This is a genomic window from Agromyces sp. NPDC058110, from assembly GCF_042884735.1.
Classification (GTDB): Bacteria; Actinomycetota; Actinomycetes; order Actinomycetales; family Microbacteriaceae; genus Agromyces.
In genome coordinates, this window is sequence record NZ_JBHVTI010000004.1 from 315,662 (window position 1) to 334,279 (window position 18,618).

General features: G+C 71.5%; 15 protein-coding genes. 4 read left to right on the forward strand and 11 right to left on the reverse strand.

Annotation, left to right across the window (positions count from 1 at the left end):
* Positions 1–49 precede the first annotated feature (49 nt).
* The 3 genes from ACFVS8_RS11640 (at position 50) to ACFVS8_RS11650 (ending at position 3,061) form a co-directional block, all read left to right on the forward strand.
* Positions 50–307, forward strand: a complete 258-nt coding sequence (locus ACFVS8_RS11640) for a hypothetical protein (RefSeq protein WP_387061949.1) — start codon at positions 50–52, stop codon at positions 305–307.
* 88 nt (positions 308–395) lie between these two features.
* A complete protein-coding gene (locus tag ACFVS8_RS11645) occupies positions 396–2,579 on the forward strand; it encodes an ATP-binding protein (protein WP_387061952.1) in 2,184 nt (727 codons plus the stop codon).
* An 86-nt stretch (positions 2,580–2,665) separates the two neighbouring features.
* Positions 2,666–3,061, forward strand: coding sequence for a nuclear transport factor 2 family protein (locus tag ACFVS8_RS11650; RefSeq protein WP_387061955.1), 396 nt, complete (start codon positions 2,666–2,668; stop codon positions 3,059–3,061).
* Here ACFVS8_RS11650 and ACFVS8_RS11655 read toward each other — a convergent pair.
* From ACFVS8_RS11655 to ACFVS8_RS11675, 5 genes are all read right to left on the reverse strand, one after another.
* Positions 3,058–4,095: a LacI family DNA-binding transcriptional regulator gene (locus tag ACFVS8_RS11655; RefSeq protein ID WP_387061958.1), complete on the reverse strand. Its 1,038-nt coding sequence runs from the start codon at positions 4,093–4,095 to the stop codon at positions 3,058–3,060. The genes ACFVS8_RS11650 and ACFVS8_RS11655 overlap by 4 nt on opposite strands.
* Positions 4,096–4,124: 29 nt before the next feature.
* Positions 4,125–5,048, reverse strand: coding sequence for a carbohydrate ABC transporter permease (locus ACFVS8_RS11660; RefSeq protein WP_387061961.1), 924 nt, complete (start codon positions 5,046–5,048; stop codon positions 4,125–4,127).
* Complete coding sequence (locus ACFVS8_RS11665; RefSeq protein WP_387061964.1) at positions 5,048–5,986, reverse strand: carbohydrate ABC transporter permease; 939 nt, start codon at positions 5,984–5,986, stop codon at positions 5,048–5,050. The genes ACFVS8_RS11660 and ACFVS8_RS11665 overlap by 1 nt, the downstream gene beginning before the upstream one ends.
* A gap of 71 nt (positions 5,987–6,057) precedes the next feature.
* Entirely contained in the window at positions 6,058–7,374 is a 1,317-nt protein-coding gene (locus tag ACFVS8_RS11670; RefSeq protein ID WP_387061966.1) for an ABC transporter substrate-binding protein, read from the reverse strand.
* 22 nt (positions 7,375–7,396) lie between these two features.
* The gene (locus tag ACFVS8_RS11675; protein ID WP_387061969.1) at positions 7,397–9,541 is read right to left on the reverse strand and encodes a glycoside hydrolase family 36 protein; all 2,145 of its coding nucleotides are present in this window, start codon (positions 9,539–9,541) and stop codon (positions 7,397–7,399) included.
* A gap of 226 nt (positions 9,542–9,767) precedes the next feature.
* Between ACFVS8_RS11675 and ACFVS8_RS11680 the strand changes: the two genes are divergently transcribed.
* Positions 9,768–12,734, forward strand: a complete 2,967-nt coding sequence (locus ACFVS8_RS11680; RefSeq protein WP_387061972.1) for a hypothetical protein — start codon at positions 9,768–9,770, stop codon at positions 12,732–12,734.
* A gap of 92 nt (positions 12,735–12,826) precedes the next feature.
* Here ACFVS8_RS11680 and ACFVS8_RS11685 read toward each other — a convergent pair whose 3' ends face one another.
* The 6 genes from ACFVS8_RS11685 to ACFVS8_RS11710 form a co-directional block, all read right to left on the reverse strand.
* The gene (locus ACFVS8_RS11685) at positions 12,827–13,057 is read right to left on the reverse strand and encodes a hypothetical protein (RefSeq protein WP_387061975.1); all 231 of its coding nucleotides are present in this window, start codon (positions 13,055–13,057) and stop codon (positions 12,827–12,829) included.
* A 65-nt stretch (positions 13,058–13,122) separates the two neighbouring features.
* Entirely contained in the window at positions 13,123–14,001 is an 879-nt protein-coding gene (locus ACFVS8_RS11690) for a 1-phosphofructokinase family hexose kinase (RefSeq protein WP_387061977.1), read from the reverse strand.
* Entirely contained in the window at positions 13,998–14,471 is a 474-nt protein-coding gene (locus ACFVS8_RS11695) for a hypothetical protein (protein ID WP_387061979.1), read from the reverse strand. Before ACFVS8_RS11695 ends, ACFVS8_RS11690 begins: the two co-directional genes overlap by 4 nt.
* A 10-nt stretch (positions 14,472–14,481) precedes the next feature.
* Positions 14,482–16,347 carry an IlvD/Edd family dehydratase gene (locus ACFVS8_RS11700; RefSeq protein ID WP_387061982.1) on the reverse strand — a complete coding sequence of 622 codons (1,866 nt, stop codon included), beginning with the start codon at positions 16,345–16,347 and terminating at the stop codon, positions 14,482–14,484.
* Positions 16,344–17,708 carry a hypothetical protein gene (locus ACFVS8_RS11705; protein WP_387061985.1) on the reverse strand — a complete coding sequence of 455 codons (1,365 nt, stop codon included), beginning with the start codon at positions 17,706–17,708 and terminating at the stop codon, positions 16,344–16,346. Before ACFVS8_RS11705 ends, ACFVS8_RS11700 begins: the two co-directional genes overlap by 4 nt.
* Positions 17,709–17,736: 28 nt before the next feature.
* A complete protein-coding gene (locus ACFVS8_RS11710) occupies positions 17,737–18,576 on the reverse strand; it encodes a fumarylacetoacetate hydrolase family protein (protein WP_387061988.1) in 840 nt (279 codons plus the stop codon).
* Positions 18,577–18,618 lie beyond the last annotated feature (42 nt).

The following is an 18,618-nucleotide window of genomic DNA, read 5'->3' on the forward strand; positions in this document are numbered from 1 at the left end:
CCACCGGCGCAACGCGCCGACGCAACACCCGACAGAAGAGGAGTCCCCCGTGAACCTCAGCGAACACTTCTGGGTCCACGAGATCCGCCTGGCCGACGAGGCCGGTCTGGACCGCGCGCTCGAGCACCGCCGCATCGCGCTCGAGCGCGCAGCCGAGGCGCAGCACGCCGAGGCCCGTCGGGTCGGCGCAGCGGATGCCGCGGCGCACCCCGCCGCCGGCACGGGCGTCCGCGCGCGGCTCGCGGGTCTCGTGCACCGGCTCGCCACGCGGCCGCCGGGCCCGGGCGGACCTCGGCCGGCGATCTGACGCATGCGTCGGAGCCCGGCGGGCGGGCGGCACGGGTGCGAGGGATCGCACTGGTGCCGCCCGCCCGCCGCGGTCCTAGAATGACGCCGTGTCGAACCCGCGACTGACACCACGCGAACGCGCCGTGCTCGCCGCCATCGAGCGGCGATTGAACAATCCCGAGATCGCCTCCGAGATGTTCATCTCGGTGCGCACCGTCGAGAGCCACGTCGCGAGCCTGCGCCGCAAGCTCGACGCCGAGACGCGCGCCGAGCTCGTGACCGCGTCGGTCGGCCTGCGCGCGGCATCCGTACGCGTGCCCGACAACACCTTCGTCGGGCGCGAAGCCGATCTCGGGCGTCTCGCCGAGGCGGTCGACACCCGGCACTGGGCGACCGTGACCGGCCCCGGCGGGGTGGGCAAGACGCGCCTCGCGCTCGAGTTCGCCCGCGCCTCGTCGGGCGCTCCCGTCGTCGTCGAGCTCGAGCACGCCGAGCCCGTCGACGTCGTCGCGCGCATCTCACGGGCGCTCGACCTGGAGTCCGCCCCGGGGGTCGACGCCCTCGAGGCCGTCGCGACCTCGCTCGGCAGCCGCCCCTACCTGCTCGTGCTCGACAACGTCGACCGGGTCGGCGCCGCGGTCGGCGAGGTCGTCGCGCGTGCGACCGCGCACGCGCCGGCGCTGCGCGTGCTCACCACCTCCCGCACGCCGATCGGCGACCCGGCGGAGGCGGTCGTGGCCCTCGCCCCGCTGCCCGCCGACGGCGCCGACTCCCCCGCCGTCGCCGTGTTCCTCGAACGCCTCGGGCCCGGAGCCGTCTCGTCGCCGCCGACCGCGGAGGAGCGCGCGCAGGCGGCACGGATCTGCGCACGGCTCGACGGCCTGCCGCTCGCGCTCGAGCTCGCGGCATCCGTGGCCAGGCACCTCTCGCTCGCCGAACTGGCCGAACGCCTCGAGCACGACTTCGCGACCCTCGACCGCGCCGCCCCCGGCGGGCGGCACCGCACTCTCGAGACCGCGTTCGAGTGGAGCTGGGACCTGCTCGACGCCGACGAGCAGCTCGTGCTCCGGCGCCTCGCCGCCCTGCCCCGCACGTTCGACATGGACCTGGCGCTCGCGGTCACCCACCCCGGCGCGGGCGGCACGGTCATGCGCCTGCTCGACCAGTCGCTCATCGTGTCGACCGGCGGCACGCCGCGGCGCTTCCGACTGCTCGAGGTGCTGCGCGACTTCGTGCGGGCGCGTACCGACGACGACCTCACGCACGACGTGCTCGAACGCCACGCGATGTTCCTCGAGGCGATCGTCGTGCCGTTCGCGCGTCGCGCGCGCCTCGACGACAGCCTCGAGGCGATGCACGCGTCGGAGATCCTCTGCCCCGAGGTGAACGCCGCCGTGCGCTGGGCGCGGGCGACGCGGCATCCGAGCGCCCTGCCGTTGGCATCGTCGCTCGGCGTGGGCATCGACCAGTACGGCTCCGACGTCGACAGCGTGCGCACCCTCGCGGCGGTCGCGCGCGACCCCGACGTGATCGCCGATGCCACGCCGCAGCAGCTGCTCTCCCTCGGCATCGCGCTCACGTTCCTCGACCTCGACGCCGTCGCCGAGCTCGCCGAGCGGGCGCTGGCCGTCGCCGTCGACGACCGCGACCGGCTCGCGGCGCTGCACCTCGCGGGCATGGCCGAGGCGTACCTCGAGCACGAGCAGGTCGCGCTCGAACGCCTCGCCGAGGCCGAGGCGCTCGCCGAGCAGCTCGGCGACCACTGGGAGCTCGCGGCGACCCGCCAGATGCGAGGCGTCGCCCTGCGCCGCACCTCGCCCGAGCGCGCCATGGCCGACTTCGCCGCCGCCATGCACGACTACGGTCGCGCGGGCGACGCCATGCACGTCAACAACGCCCGCTACATGATCGCCCTCACCGCCGCCGAGGCGGGCATCGACCTCGACCGCGCCGCAGAGCTCGCCGCCGAGTGCGTCGACTACGCCCGCGCCTCCCACAACGAGCACGAGCTCGCCCACGCCGCGATGGTGCAGCAGCTCATCGGACGAGCGGATGCCGCGCTCGAACCCGACGAGCTCGTGCACGAGTTCCGGCGGTTCGGCGACGCCCGCTGCCGCATCCGGATGCTGCTGCTCCAGGCCGAGCGATCCCCCGCCGCGCCAGCGCGTCGCACCCTGCTGCTGGAGGCCCTCGAGCTCGCGCGTGCGGTGCACGACGAGCTCCGGGAGTCCGAGGTGCTCGAGCTGCTCGCGGTCGCGGCGCCGGCCTCCTCGCCGGTTCGCAGCGGGTAGGCGCACCGCAGGCCGTCGCACCACGGGCCGGCGCGCCGCCGCGCGCGGTGATTGTGCACCGCCCCCGACGAGAGGATCCTGAACTCATGAGCGACCGTGAGCAGTTCCTGGTGTGGGTGCAGAGCGAGTTCGTGCGAGCCGAGCGCGCCATGTACGACGGAGACGACGGGCCGCGTCGCGCGGCCTGGTCCGAGCACGAGCCCGTGAGCGTGCTCGGCGCCTGGCGCAACGCCGCCGACCGGGCCGAACTGGTCGAGGCGTTCGAGGAGCTCGCGGCGAGCTTCTCGAACTGCACCGACTACGCGTTCGACCTGATCGCCTTCGACGTGCAGGGCGACATGGCGTACACCGTGGGCTACGAGCGCATCTCGACGTCGGTCAACGGGCAGCCGCGCACGTTCACGCTCCGCGCGACCCAGGTCTACCGGCGCGAGCAGGGCGGCTGGCGCGTCGTGCACCGGCACGCCGACACCGTCGGCTAGGAGGCGTTGCTCTCCGCGCCCTGCTGCAGCCGCTCGGGGCCCGGTGCTGCCGTGCTCTCCCGAAGGATGAGCTGCGGGCGCTCCGACGAGTAGAGCCGGTCGCTCGTGTCGTCGATGACGTGCAGCAGCAGTTGGAACCCGCGACGGCCGAGGCCGTTGAAGTCCTGCTCCGCCGTCGTCAGCGGCGGCGACCAGAGTTCGGCGAGCGGGTGGTTGTCGAACCCGGCCACCGAGACGTCCTCAGGCACCCGGAGGCCCGCGTCGACGAGCCCGCGCATGACGCCCATCGCGATCTCGTCGTTGCCGCAGAAGACGGCGGTGACCGACGGATCGGCGGCCAGCCGGCGCCCGATCTCGATGCCGGAGCGGGGCTCCCACCCGGCGTCGTGGGTCTCGGGAACGGGGGCGCCGGCCTTGCGCAGCGCGCGACGCCACCCGGTGGTGCGGCCGTCCTCGCGGCGCGACGGCGGCACGCGCACGTGGTGCACGGTGCGGTGGCCCAGGCCGAGCAGGAACGCCGTGAGCTCCTCGGCGGCGCGCGCCTCGTCGAGCACCGCCTGCGGCACGCCGACGTCGCGCACGCCCGAGAGGGCCACGACCGGGATGTCGCTCGGCAGGCGCTTCAGCGCGGCGACGCCGGGCGGGTCGAACTTCAGCACGACGACGCCCGCGATGGACTGCGTCATGGTGGCGGAGATCGCCCGGTCGACCTCTTCGTCGTCGGCCGTCTCGACGACCGTGATCATGACGGTGTACCCGGCGGCACGCGCGGCGACCTCGACGCCGCGGATCGTCTCGGCGTAGCCGTAGCGCGACGTGTCGCCCGCGATGACCGCGATGACCTGCGAGCGGCGCGACGCGAGCGTGCGTGCCGCCGCGCTCGGGCGGAAGTTGAGCTCCGCGATCGCCGCCTCGACGCGCTCGACCTTCGCCGGGCTGACGCGCGCCGCCCCCGTGAGCACGCGCGAGACCGTCGGCACCGAGACACCGGCCAGCGCCGCGACATCCGCGATGGTGGCGTTCTTGGTGTTCATGCGCGACCCGTTCGTTCGAGGCACCGGCGTCACTTCACGGCACCGCTGGTGATGCCGGAGATGATCTTGCGCTGCGCGAGCATGAAGGTGATCAGCAGCGGCAGGCTCATCAGGATGATGTAGGCGAAGATCAGGTGCCAGTTCTGAAGATAGAGCCCCGAACTCGCCACCTGGTAGAGGTTCAACGGCAAGGTGTCGAGTCGGCCGCCCACGACGAACAGCGCGTAGAACACGTCGTTCCAGATGTACAGGCAGATCAGGATCGTCGCGGTCGCCAGCACGGGCATGAGCAGCGGCAGGATGATCGTGACGAACACGCGCACCGGCGAGGCGCCGTCGACGCGGGCGGCCTCCTCGAGCTCGGGCGGGATGGTGCGCACGAATCCGGTGACGAAGAAGATCACGGTCGACAGGTACATGCCCATGTACACGCAGATCATGCCGATGGGCGTGCCGGCGAGCCCGAGCTGACGCAGCAGGAGCACGATCGTGACGACGGCGGGCGGCAGCACGATGCCGCTGATCGCGAGCGCGTAGACGATCGCGAGGGCTCGGCTCGAGCGACGCGCGAGCACCCAGGCCGCCATAGCGCCCATGATGAGCACGCCGAGCACCGACGGCACCATCACGAGGAGGCTGCCGAAGAACGCCGGCAGCATCTTGCCGTCGGTGAACACCGTCGCGAAGTTCTCGAACAGCCGCCACTCGGTGGGCAGGCTCAGGTTCGGGTTCAGCGCCTCGGCCTGGTTCTTCGAGGCGGTCACGATGACGAGCCAGAACGGGATGCCGAGCAGCAGCACCGCGGTCACGACCGCGGCGACCGGCTGGATCAGGCGACGGATGCCGCGGCGCGCGCCGCGACCGCTCGGCTCGTGGACGGGTGCCGGACGGCTGCCGCGTCGGTTCGCGTCGCGCGTGACGATGGCGCGCGTGGAGTCGGTGGTGAGGGTCATCAGAGGACGTCCTCTCGCTTGCGGAGCGTGCGGATCACCGGGAACGCGAGGATCGCGACCAGCAGGAACAGCACGAGGCTCATCGTGGTGGCCTGGGCGAAGAGCCCCTGCCCGAACGTTCGGAAGATGAAGATGTTGAGCAGCTCGGTCGTGCCGCCCGGCCCGCCGGCGGTCGTGGCCTGCACGATGTCGAAGCCGTTCATCGACCCGAGCAGCGCGGTCGCGACGTTGAACGTCACCGCGGGCGCCAGCAGCGGGAACCGGATGGAGCGGAACGTCGTCCACCAGCCGGCGCCGTCGAGGCGCGCGGCCTCGAGGATGTCGCCGTCGATGGTCTTGAGGCCGGCGAGGTAGATGAGCATCGAGAGGCCCATCCACTTCCAGGCGTGCACGAGGGCGACGACCACGATGGTCCAGGTGGTGCTGCCGAGCCACGCGATGTCGACCGGCTGGCCGATGACCGACCCGATGATCGAGTTGACCGCGCCGTCGGGCTTCAGCATGGCCTGGAAGATGTAGCCGACGGCGAGGGCCGACATGATCACCGGGATGAAGAACGCGACGCGCAGCGCGCGGTTCAGCGGGGTGTCGCGCTCGAGCAGCAGCGCGAGCGCGAGCCCGAACACGTTCTGGAACACGGCGACGAGCACGGCGTAGACGAGGGTCACCCACAGGGCGCCGAGCAGCTGGCCGCTCGAGAACAGCGAGGTGAAGTTGTCCCAGCCGACGAAGTTGATCTCCGACTTGAAGCTCGACCAGTCGGTGAACGCGTAGATGAAGTTGAAGACGGTCGGGACGACGAAGAACACCACCAGCACGACCAGTGCCGGGATGAGGAACCAGAGCGGGTGGTCCTGCTTGGCGCGAGGGCTCGCCGCGAACTCTCGGATGCCCCGGGCGCGGGCCGCGCCCTTCGAGAGTCCCAGAGTGGTGGTCATGGGTGCTGCCTTTCGAGGGTGGTGGTGGGCTGCCCGGGGGCCGGCGCGACAGCCGGCCCCCGGGCTGCGGATCAGAAGCCCGTGGCGCCGATCGCCTTGGCGAGTTCGGCGAACTGCTTCTGCGTCGCCTCTCCCACTTCGGCCGGAGTCATGGTGCCCTGGATCATGTCGCCGAGGTTCAGGTACAGGTCGGGGTTCGCGATCGCGAGCGCCTGCATCGACCCGACCGAGTCGGCGAGCGAGTCGCTGACGGCGAGGAGCGCCTCGGGCACCTCGGCCGACGAGTCGACGTCGGTCTGGAGCGACACGGTCGACTGCGCCTCGACGAAGTCGGCGTAGCCGTCGCCGAGCCAGTACGACAGCAGCTGACGGGCGCCCGCCTCGCGCTTCTCGTCACCGGTCTTGAAGGCGACGAGCGCGTTCGACTGGTCGGGGATGAAGGTGCCGACGTTGCCGCTCGGCGAGATCGGGAAGAACCCGATCTTCTCGTCGAGCTCGGCCGTGTCGGACAGCGACTGCAGCTGGCCGAAGAACGAGTTCACCTGCACGGCCATGGCCGCGTCGCCCGCGAGGAGGGCGGGGCCCTGGTCCTCGAAGGTCGCCGTCTTGAGGTTCTCGTTGAAGAGGCCCTCGTCGATCAGGTCGTTGTACGTGTCGATCGCGCCCTGGATGGTCGGGTCGGTGAACGTCTCCTCGTTCGCGTTCACGCGGTCCCAGAGACCGTCCTTCGCGGCGTCGGCGAGCTGCACCTGCACCCACCACTGGGTCGCCCACGGCGTGCCGCCGCCGAAGTCGAAGAACGGCGTGACGCCCTTCGCCTTGAGGTCGCGGCCGGTCTGCACGAACTCGTCCCAGTTCGCCGGCACGTCGGCGATGCCGTTCGCGGCGAACACCTCCTTGTTGTAGTACACGCCCTCAACGGCGGGGGTCGTGATGAGCGCCGCGTACCGGGTGTCGTCGAGGATGCCGGTGATGTCGCGCAGCTCGGGCTTGTACGAGTCGAGCCACGGCGCGTCGTCGAGCGGCTGCAGGTTGGTCGACGCGTTGAGCGCCGTGAGCATCGAGGCGGTCGGCTGCCAGAAGGCGAGATCGGGCTTGTCGCCGGTGGCGACCTTGGTCTGCACGCTCTGCTCGTACGGGTCGGGGATCGTGACCACGTCGACGGTCGCTCCCGTGAGCTCCTCGAATCCTGCGACGACGCTGTCGGGCACGGTGTTGGAGTTCTGGGCGGCCCAGATGGTGAGGGTCGTGCCCGAGAGGTCGGCGTCCTGGGCCGGCCACGCGGCGGGGGCGGAGTCGCCGCCGCCGGAGCCGGGGTCGGAACATCCGGCGAGGGTGAGTGCGGCGACGGCGGCGATGACCGCAGCGCCGCGGAACCTGTTCTTCATTGAATCGCTCCTTACTGTGTGATTATCCGATGCGCCCGGTGGGTCCGGTGCCCGGCTGTGATGCAGTCCTCTCGGTCCGACTCTCGGAATCGGCGGTGAGGCGGATGGTGCGCGCGGCGAGCTCGTCGTCGTTCGCGTGCACGGTCAGGGTTCCCGTGGCGGCATCCCATTCGGTCTGCCATGCGGGAAGGTCGGTCGGGAAGACGGCCGCGACGGTCACGTCCGCGCCGGCGAGGTGCGGGAACGCGAGCTCTGCCGAACCCGAGCCGTCTCGGCGCCAGATCGAGACCAGGTCGCCGTCGTCGCCGCGCAGGCCGAGGCTCACCCAGGCGTCGTTCCAGCCGGGGAGCCCGGTGGGCCAGTGCGGATGGCCGGCGAGCAGTTCGGTGCGGAGCCCCTTCGCGACGGCGACGGCCTCCGCCACGAGATGCCGGCGACGCGCGTCCATGCGGTTGAGGTATCCCGACACGTAGAAGCGGCCGAGCAGCCCGGTGACGAGGCAGAACGCGACCTCCTCCTCGCTCATCTCGGGCTGCGGGTAGGCCCAGCTCGCGGCCTGCTCCGGCAGCAGCGACATGGGTGCCGCCGCGGCGATCGGCGGGAACTTCGTGAAGTCCTGCTGGTCGGAGGTCGACTGCATCGCGAGCCGCGAGAGCACCGCGAAGTCCATGCGCATCGCGCCCGACGAGCAGTTCTCGATCACGAGTCCGGGATGCCGGTCGAGCACGCGGTCCAGCCACGCGAGGTGCGCCCGGTTGTGGGCGAGCAGCCCGTCGCCCACGCTGTCGGCATCGTGGTCGGTGCCCGGGCCCGGGTTGATGTTGTAGTCGAACTTGAAGAAGCCCACGCCGAAGTCGCGCACGAGCCGGTCGACGACCTCGTCGAGGTGCGCCACCGCCGCCGGATGGCGCAGGTCGAGGTGGTAGCGGTGGTGCTCGACGACGCGCTGTCCGTGACGCAGCAGGAAGGCCTCGCGCGGCAGCTCGTCGGCGATCGGGCTGCGCACGCCGATGACCTCGGGCTCCAGCCACAGTCCGGGGGTCATGCCGGCCGCTCGGACCGCGTCGATGACCTCGCCGAGTCCGCCGGGGAACCGCGTGGTCGACGGCTTCCACTCGCCGACGGTGTCCCACCAGTGCCCGCTGTCGTCGTACCATCCGGCGTCGATGCAGAAGATCTCGGCGCCGACCTCGGCGGCGGCGGCGATGAGCGGCAGCAGCTTGTCGGTGGTGGGGTCGCCGTCGAGCGTGTTCATGTAGTCGTTGAACACGACCGGCATCGCCGTGTTGTCTGGGTGCGGGCGTCGGGCGGCGCGACGGTGGTCGGTGAGCGCCGCGACGGCCTGCTCGAGGTCGGCGCCGACGGCGATCGAGACGGGCACCGTGGTGAACGTCTCGCCGGGAGCGAGCACCCTGGTCCACGCGGAGTCCGTGTCGGTCGGGCCCGAGAGGCTGAAGTAGCCGCCGTCGGTGTCCTCGCCGATCTCCCAGCGCCAGGCGCCGTTGTGCTCGATCTGCCAGAGCAGCGCGAGGCCGGCCTCGTCGGACTCGACGCCCCCCACGGGCAGGTCGCGGCCGGTCGACCAGGTGCCGTCCGACGTGACCGCCCATGCGCCGCGCGGGTCGTGGCCGGTCAGTCCCTCCGCGAGGTGCGGGAAGTCGGGGCCGCGCAGCGCCTCGCGGGTCCAGCGGCCCTCGCCCAGCCAATCGCTCGTGCCCGAGATGCGCTGCCAACCGTCGAGCTTCTCGAGGCTCGTGCCGTCGGCCGCGGTGAAGCCCGACGACCAGGAGGCGACCGAACGCAGCACGACCGGTTCGGAGCCGACGGCCGTGACGGTCACGGTCGAGCGGATCGCGCCCGGCGCCCCCGCGAGCATCCGCAGCTCGATCGTGGCCTCGACGCCCGCGCCCGCCTGCGTGATGACGAGACGGTCGTCGCCGACCTCGTGCGAGACGTGGCGCAGCTGCGAGCCGAGCTCGGTGTGCGCGAGACGGTCGGATGCCGGGAGCCGGCCCTGCGCCGCGGTGAGGATCTCGACGAGCGGCACGGCGTAGACGGGGTGGCTGCGACCGTGGCCCGAGAGCTCGACGACGCTCACGGGCGAGGCGTCGTCCCATGCGAAGCGGAGCGCGAACGCGCTGCTCCCCCAGCTCACCTGAACGGTCACGACACTCCTCGTCTTCGCGGACTGTGCGACCTCGACGGTCGCTTGATAGCGGTTTCAAGAGCGACCATAGACGAATCTGAAACCGCTATCAAGTTTTGCTTGAAATCGCTATCAAGACTCGGTAGCGTCGGGCCCCGTGCGGTGATCGGCGCCACGAGCGAGGCCCCGTCCGCGCGCAGACACTCGATGAAGAGGGGAATCGACGACGATGAGATTGAGATCGACCATGGCCGCATGCGCGGTCGCGGCACTGGCGGTGACGGGGCTGGTGGCCCAACCCGCATTCGCCGATGAGACGGACACGCTGTCCGTCGACTTCGCCGACCGCACCGGCGAGTTCCGCGGCGGTGCGACCGGCACGCTGTACGGATTCGGCGACGAGGGCGCCCCGACGCAGGCGCTCATCAACGGCGCAGCCATCACCAACTCGTCGCAGAAGGCGCCGTACGGCACGCAGCACCCGTCGGGCGATGCGATCAAGGTCGAGGACGGTTTCTTCGACAAGCACGGCGAGGACATGTACATCTACGTGCAGGATTACTACCCCGACTGGTCGTACAACGGCGGTCGTCGCCCGGGCGACGACCGCACGTACGACCAGGCCGACGGCACGTACACGAACACGCCCAACGGGGTGTGGGACTACCTGGAGGTCGTCGAGTTCGTCGCCGAGGCGGTGGCCACCGACTCGGCCAGGCCCGACGACTACGTGTTCATCACGTTCAACGAGCCCGACGGCGGCAACTGGTACCCGAACTGGTCGACGCAGAAGACCCAGTTCCTCGACGACTGGCAGGCCACCTACGACCAGGTGCAGGAGGTCTGGGCGCGCCACGGGCTCGGCCACGCCCGCATCGGCGGTCCGGGCGACACCCGCTGGCAGCCGGAGCGCAGCCGCGACATCCTCGAGTTCGCGAAGGCGAACGGCTCGCTGCCCGATATCTTCATCTGGCACGAGCTCGGCATCGACAACCTCGCCCACTACCGGCAGAACTTCGCCGACTACCGGGCGCTCGAGCAGTCGCTCGGCATCGACCCGATCCACGTGAACATCACCGAGTACGGCATGCTGCGCGACATGGGCGTGCCCGGTCAGCTCATCCAGTGGTTCACGATGTTCGAGGACACGAAGGTCGACGCGCAGACGGCCTACTGGAACTACGCGGGCAACTTCTCCGACAACAGCGCGCGCCCGAACGGCGCGAACGCCGGCTGGTGGATGTTCAAGTGGTACGGCGACCTGAACGGCAGCGACACCGTGCGTGTGACTCCACCGACCCCCAACGGCGTCGACACGCTGCAGGGCATCGGGGCGATCGACGACGAGAACCGGCGGGCGACCGTGCTGTGGGGCGGCACCGACCGCGACGTCGCGCTCGACCTCACCGGCCTCGACCCCGCCGTGTTCGGCGATGCGGTCGACATCGAGGTGCGCGAGACCGCGCTGACCGGCGCCGAGGGCCTGGCCGACACCCCGCGGGTGGTTGCCGCGGTCGACGGTGCGGCCCTCGACTCGGGCTCGCTCGACCTCGTCGTGCCCACCTACGACCGGTACGCCGGCTACCAGATCGTCATCACGCCGGCGCAGGAGCGGGATGTCGCGGCAGCTCAGGCAGCGCAGCCCTGGACGGCCGCGATCGAGGCCGAGTCGATGCAGCTCACTGCGGCTCAGGCCTACGTGCAGGACCCGAAGGCCGGTGGCGGCTGGAAGTTCCTGGCGTCGGGCGGACGCGACGTCGGATCGTTCAACCGGGCGAACTCGAAGGCCGACTGGACGCTCGAGGTGCCGCACGACGGCACCTACCGCCTGCAGGTCATCGGGGGTGCCCCCGGCGTTCCCGGTCGTCACGCGCTGTTCGTCGACGGGGCCGCGGCCGGCACCATCCAGTACACGGCCGACCTGGCGCTGAACGCGACGAGCCGGTGGCAGTACCGCGGCAGCGCGGAACTGCTGGTCGACCTCACCGCCGGCTCCCACACGCTCTCGATCCGCGCGAGCGCCGACGGGACCGACCGCCTGCCGAACTCCGACATCACGCTCGACAAGGTCTCGCTGACCTCCGTCGGCGAGGGCGAGCCGACGTCGTACCCCGCATCGGGCTTCCGCCTGGTCGACGGGGCGCACCTCGGCTGGGAGGGCGAGCACCCCGGTGCCGCGCACCTCACCGGCGACGGCCGCGCCGACCTCTACGCGAGCGCCTTCGAGACCGGGTACTACGACGTCGTCGTCGACTGGTCGTCGACGGATGCCGCGGACCTCACGATCGACGTCAACGGCGAGTCCACGCCGGCGATCGCGGTCGACGGGGCCGGCGCGTGGCGTTCGACCACCCGCGTGCACCTCGTGGAGGGCATCAACGAGATCGAGCTCCGCTCTCCGAACGGGGCATCGGTGTCGAACCTCACCACCGTCCGCGCCCGCGACGCCGATGGCGCAGCGGTGTCGATCGAGGCCGAGGACGCGCGGCTCGTGGGCGGGGCCTCGGCCACGACGTTGGCCGACAGCACGGGCACCAACGCCTCGGGCCGCGCCTTCGCGGGCAACGTGGGCAACGGCGCCGGCGCCATCGAGATCGACCGCGCCGCGGGCTTCGATGCCGCAGGCGACTACGACCTCACCGTGCACTACTCGAACGCCGAGACCTCTGGCGACCATGCGTACAACCCGCAGGTGGTCGACCGCCGGATCGACGTGAGCGAGGGCGGCGAGCACGTGGGCGACGCGTACTTCCGGTACACGTACTCGTGGAACAGCTTCTGGCAGCGCACCATCCCGGTGACGCTCGCGACGGCCGACCAGCCGCTGCGCTTCGGCAACACCACGGCCTGGGCGCCCAACGTCGACCGCATCGTGATCGCCCCGCGCACCCTGGGCGAACCGACCACCGTCGCGGCCGCAGCGACGATCGAAGCCTCGGTCTCGACGGCGTGGCGGTGCGTCGCGCGGAAGGCCGTGCTGACCGTCTCGGTTCGCAATGACGACGACGTGCGGGTCGAGGCGCAGCTCACGAGCGACTTCGGCAAGGCGGCCTTCGGCACGATCCCGGTGGACCAGAGCTCGTCACGAGCCCTCACCACCCGGCTCGCGACCGTAGGCTCCGGAGTCGTCGGCGTGCAGCTGACGGCGGAGATCGACGGCGAGAAGGTGACGCGCGACCTCGAGATCGGGTACCCGGGCACGACCTGTCCGTAGCGACGCGCTTCGAGCAGCACGAACGCCCGGCCTCCGCGAGGAGGCCGGGCGTTCCGCGTTCAGCCGACACGGGCGCTCGGGCCCGCCGCCGGTCAGAGGCTCGCGATGACCACGCGCGTGATGCTCGAGTCCTTGAGCGCCTCGTAGCCCTCGTTGACCTCGTCGAGCGAGATCTCCTTCGAGAGCAGCGCGTCGAGCTCGAAGCGGCCCTCGAGGTAGAGCTTCGCGTACATCGGGATGTCGCGCTTCGCCGTCGTCGAGCCCATGTAGACGCCCTGCACGCGCTTCTGGGTTCCGATGAGGCCGACCTGGTGCACGTCCATGACCGAGGTCGGGTCGATGACGCCGATGAGGTGTCAATTTTCTCGAGCGCCGGCGAGAATCCGGCCTACCCGAGCCGCGCCTGCCCGGGCACCCTCGCGTTGCGCTCGGCGGCATCGGCCGCGAGCGCGACGGCGAGTTCGAGCCCGTCGCCGCGGTCGAGCGCCGCGAGCAGCCCGCCGAGGAAGCTGTCGCCGCTCCCGGCCGGGAACCGCCCGACCGAGCGCGGTGCCGGAGCCGGTCCGTCGAACTCGGCCGACGACGCCCACGCACCGCGCACCCCGTCGGTCACGATCGCCGTGGCACCGTGCAGGGCGTGCAGCGCCCGACTAGCGGAGGGTGCATCGTCGAAGCCACGGCCCAGCAACTCTCCCGCCTCGCGCCGGTTGACCTTCACCAGGTCGGCCTGAGCGGCCGTCGCCCGCAGCCCCTCGCCGGACCCGTCGACGGCGACATGAGCGCTGCCCGCGCGGAGCTCACCGAGCAGCTCGGCGAGCTCGTCGAGCGGCACACCGGGCGGGATCGACCCCGAGAGCGCGAGCCACGCGCCGGGCCGGGCGGCGCCGACGGCCCGCACGACCGACGCGTACGCCGACCACTCGGCCGGCCCGAAGGGCGTCGCCTGCTCGTACACGTCGGTGCTCGTCGCCGAGGCCCGCGACTCGACGATCGCGAGGCACGTGCGGGTCGTCGCGGCGAGCTCGATGCGTTCGACCGCGAGGCCCTCGGCCGCGAGCAGGGCGCCGACCCAGTCGCCGGTGGGTCCGCCGAGCGCCGCGACGGCGAGCACGTCGGCGCCGAGAGCGCCCGCGGACCGTGCGACGTTCAGCGCCTTGCCGCCCGCGACGCGCGTGACGGCCGTCGGCCTGGTGATGTCGCCGACGGCGAGCGAATCGACCTCGTACGTCACGTCGAGACTCGGCGAGAGGGCGAGCGCGACGATCACGGGCGTGCGCTCCAGGGGCGCACGGTGCCGAGGATGCGCGGGCGGCCGTCGCCGAGCACGGCGAGCGCGAGCTCCGAGACCTCGGCGGGCGTGTGCCAGCGCGTCGACCCGTCGGGCTCCTCGTGCCAGCCGAGCTGGAGCATGTCGTCGGGCACGTCGAGGTCGCCGTGGGCAGGATCGGCGCCGGCGCTCGTGCGCACGAACGCCACCCGGCCGGCCACGGTCTCGCGCAGCACCTGCAACGAGGCATCCGTCACCGTTCGGCCGTAGACGAGCGCCTCGTCGAAGCGACGGTCGGCGAGCGCAGTGCGCAGGGCCGCGGCATCCGTCGCGTCGACGTACAGCGCGTGCACGCCCTCGGGCATGGTGCGGCTGCGGCCGATGCCGGTCACGTCGGCGCCGCCGGCGACGAGCGCGGCCGCGGCGGGCGCGAGGATTCCCCCGGCGCCCACCACCAGAACCGTCTGCACGCGCGACATCCTAGAAGGCCTGCGGGCCGACGGCAGCCCCCGAGCGGCCCTGCAGGAAGTCGAGGTCGAGCCCCTCATCGGCCTGCGTGACGTGCTCGATGTAGAGGCGGGTCCAGCCGCGCTCGCTGCCGGCCACCGTGCGGGGCGTCCACCCGGCGCGACGGGCCTCGAGCTCCTCGTCGGAGACGTGCATGTGCAGCGAGCGGTTCGCGACGTCGACCGTGATCGTGTCCCCCGTGCGCACGAACGCGAGCGGGCCGCCGGCCGCGGCCTCTGGCACCACGTGCAGCACGACGGTGCCGTACGACGTGCCGCTCATGCGCGCGTCGGAGATGCGCACCATGTCGGTCACGCCCGCCTCGAGGATCTTGCGCGGCAGCGCCAGGTTGCCGACTTCGGGCATGCCCGGGTAGCCCTTCGGACCCACGTTGCGCACGACGAGGATGTCGTCGGGCACGACGTCGAGGTCGGGGTCGTCGGCGTCGCGCAGGTAGTCCTGCAGCGAGTCCCAGACCAGGGCACGGCCGGTGTGCTGCATGAGCTTCGGATCGGCGGCCGACTGCTTGATCACCGCGCCGCGCGGCGCGAGGTTGCCGCGGAGCACCGCGATGCCCGAGCCCACGGGCTTGACCGGGTTCTCGAGCGGGCGGATGACCTCGCGATTGTAGACCTCGGCGCCGGCGTAGTTCTCGCCGAGCGTGCCGCCGGTGACGGTGAGCGCGTCGCGGTGCAGCAGGTCGCCGAGCGTCTCGGCGAAGCCCGCGGTGCCGCCCGCGTACTCGAAGTCCTCCATGAGGAACCGGCCGCTCGGCATCAGGTCGGCGAGCACCGGGATGTCGCGCACGAGCGTGTCGAAGTCGTCGAGCGTCAGCTCAACGCCGACGCGGCGCGCGAGCGCGAGCAGGTGGATCACGGCGTTCGTCGAGCCGCCGAGCGCCGCGTTCGCGCGCACGCCGTTCTCGAACGCCTCGCGCGTGAGGATCTTCGAGGGCCGCAGGTCTTCTTCGACCATCTGCACGATGCGACGGCCGGCGAGGTGTGCCGCGGTCGCGCGCCGGGAGTCGTTGGCCGGCAGCGAGGCGGTGCCCGGCAGCTGCATGCCCATGAGTTCCGACACGCACGCCATGGTCGAGGCGGTGCCCATGGTCTGGCAGTGCCCCTGGCTGCGGGCCATGCAGCCCTCGGCCTCGGTGATCGCGGTGTCGTCCATGAGCCCGGCGCGGTAGGCCTCGGTGAACTTCCACACCGAGGTGCCCGAGCCGATGTCGGTGCCCCGGTGCTTGCCGTTCAGCATCGGGCCGCCGGTGATCAGCAAGGAGGGCAGGTCGACGGATGCCGCGCCCATCAGGTACGCCGGAGTGGTCTTGTCGCAGCCGGCGAGGAGCACGACGCCGTCGAGCGGATTCGAGCGCAGCGTCTCCTCGAGATCCATCGCCATGAGGTTTCGCAGCAGCATCGCCGTCGGGCGCACGATCGGCTCGCCCGCCGAGGTCGTGGGGAACTCGAACGGCACGCCGCCCGCCTGCCAGATGCCGCGCTTGACGTGCTCGGCGAGCGCCCGCAGGTGGATGTTGCAGCTCGTCAGCTCGCTCCACGAGTTCGCGATGCCGATGACCGGCCGCCCACGGAACGAGTCGTCGGGCAGGCCTTCGCTGCGCAGCCACGAGCGGTGCATGAAGCCGGTCTTGCCCTCTGCGCCGAACCACTGCTGGCTGCGCAGACCCTCGCCCCACTCGTGCGTCGGCACGCCCGTGCGGCCCGCGAAGGCGGTGTCGTCGGCGACATCCGTCGCTCCCCCGGCGGCAGCCGCGTGGCGCTCGCTCGCCTCGCGCTCGCTCGCCTCGCGCTCCTCCTTGCCGAGGTTGCGCGCGCTCATGCGAACCTCGGCAGGTGCTTCGCCTGGGCGGCGATCAGGTCGTCGGCGAGGGATGCCGCGGCATCCGCGTCGAAGATCGCACCGTCGGCGATCATGGCCTCGACGACGAGCCCGCGGTCGCCCGTGAGCGCCGCCTCGACGGCGAGGTCGACCGACGTGAGCCGGCGGGCGAGGATCGCGGTGAGCGGCTTGCCGAGGTCGGGAACCGAGACGGGGCGGATGCCGCGGGCGGTCGCCACGCCGGGGATCTCGACGGCCGACCAGTCCGGCAGGCCTGGCACCATGCCGTTGTTCACGACGTTGCAGCTGAACATCTCGCGCGAGTCGAACGTGATCGAGCGGATGATCGCGATGAGCTGCTCCTGCTCGCCGCCCGAGCGATCGAAGATCGTCTGGTCGAGCGGCTCCTCGCCGAGGGCCTGGCGCTTCATGCCCTGGTAGCGGTTCTCGCCCCACTCGAGGATCTCGGGCAGGCTGAACGCGTCGACGCCGAGCTTCTTGCCGTAGTAGTCGCCGTTCGCGAACCGCTCCGGGAAGAACTCCACGACGTGCCGGTCGCCGGCCGCGGCGAACGCGCCGTAGCGCTCGAACAGCTCCCACGCGAACGGGTTGTGCCACGCGGTGGGGGTGTCGTAGAAGATGTTGCCGATGTCGGCGGTGTCGGGGGCCTCGGCGAGCTCGCGTCGCACGCGCTCGCGCACCACGGGCCAGGCGTCCTGCCCGTCGAGGCGGAAGTCGTAGATGAACGTGAGGTGGTTGATGCCCGCGTAGAGCGTCGAGGTGCGCTCGAACGGCGCGTCGATGAGCTGCGCGAGCTCGCGCTGGATGTGGTGCATGCCGTGGCAGAGGCCGACGACGTCGAGCCCGGTCTGCTGGTGGATGGCCTGCACGTTCGCGGTCATCGGGTTGGAGTAGTTGAAGAAGAACGCGTCGGGCGCGAGCTCGGCGATGTCGTGCGCGATCTCGACGAGCACGGGGGTCGTGCGCAGCAGGCGCGAGATGCCGCCGGGCATGATCGAGTCGCCGACGGGCTGGAAGATGCCGTGCTTCTGCACGATCTCGTGGTCGAGCTGCCACGCGGGCCGGCCGCCGACGCCGACGCACGTGACGATGAAGTCGGCGCCGGGCAGCACGGCCCGTCGATCGGTCGAGCGCACGACCCGGATCTGCTCGCCGACGCCGCGCGCGGCGACCATCTGCTCGGCGAGGTCGGCCGCGACGTCGAGCGCGACGGGGTCGACGTCGACGAGCCGGATCTCCCAGCCGCCGAGGTCGTCGGCGCCGATGAGGTCGGCCAGCAGGCCGCGGGTGAACACGGCGGATCCGGCGCCGATGAGGACGAGGACGCGATCGTGGGCCATGGTGCTCCTTTGCGTTGGTTCCAGCGTGCTACGCGGCGAGGCGCGAGCGGTAGACGAAGCGGTTGCGGAGTTCGCCGATGCCCTCGACCCCGACGGTCACGACCTGGTCGTGCTGGAGGTAGCGCGGCGGCGTGCGGAAGCCGCCGGCGCCGGCGGGCGTGCCGGTGAGGATGAGGTCGCCGGGCTCGAGCGTGACGCCGTCGCTGATGAAGGCGAGCAGGGTCGGCACGTCGAAGATCATCTCGGCGGTGTCGTCCTCCTGCAGCAGTTCGCCGTCGACGTCGGCGTAGATGCGGTGGCCGCGCGGGTCGCCGAACTCGTCGGGCGTGACGAGCCACGGGCCGAGCGGGGTGAACGTGTCGAACGACTTGCCGCGGGTCCACTGCACGTCGCCGAACTGCACGTCGCGGGCCGAGACGTCGTTGGCGACCGTGTAGGCGGCGACGTCGTCGAGCGTCGCGGGCGTGTCGCCGCCGCAGCGGCGGCCGATGAGCAGCGTGAGCTCGGCCTCGAAGTCGACGCCCTGCGTCACGTGGTCGGGCACGACGACGTCGTCGGTCGGCCCGGTGATCGAGGTCGTGTACTTGGCGAACGTGAGCGGGCGCTCGGGCTGGGCGATCCCGGTCTCGGCGGTGTGGTCGACGTAGTTGAGGCCGACGGCGATGATCTTGCCCGCGCCGGCGACGGGGGCGGCGAGCTGCAGGTCGGCCTCGTCGATCTCGGCCCAGGCCTCGATGGCGCCCGAGCGTGCGGACTCGATCGCGGCGAGCGCGTCGTCGGCGTGCTCGATCGGCGCCAGGCGAACGGTCGAACCGTCCTTCACGACGATGCGGGCGTGTCCGTCGACGACGGTGCGTGCGATTCTCATGGCTCTCCTTCGGGGTGAATCAGGAAACATACTGTCACAAGT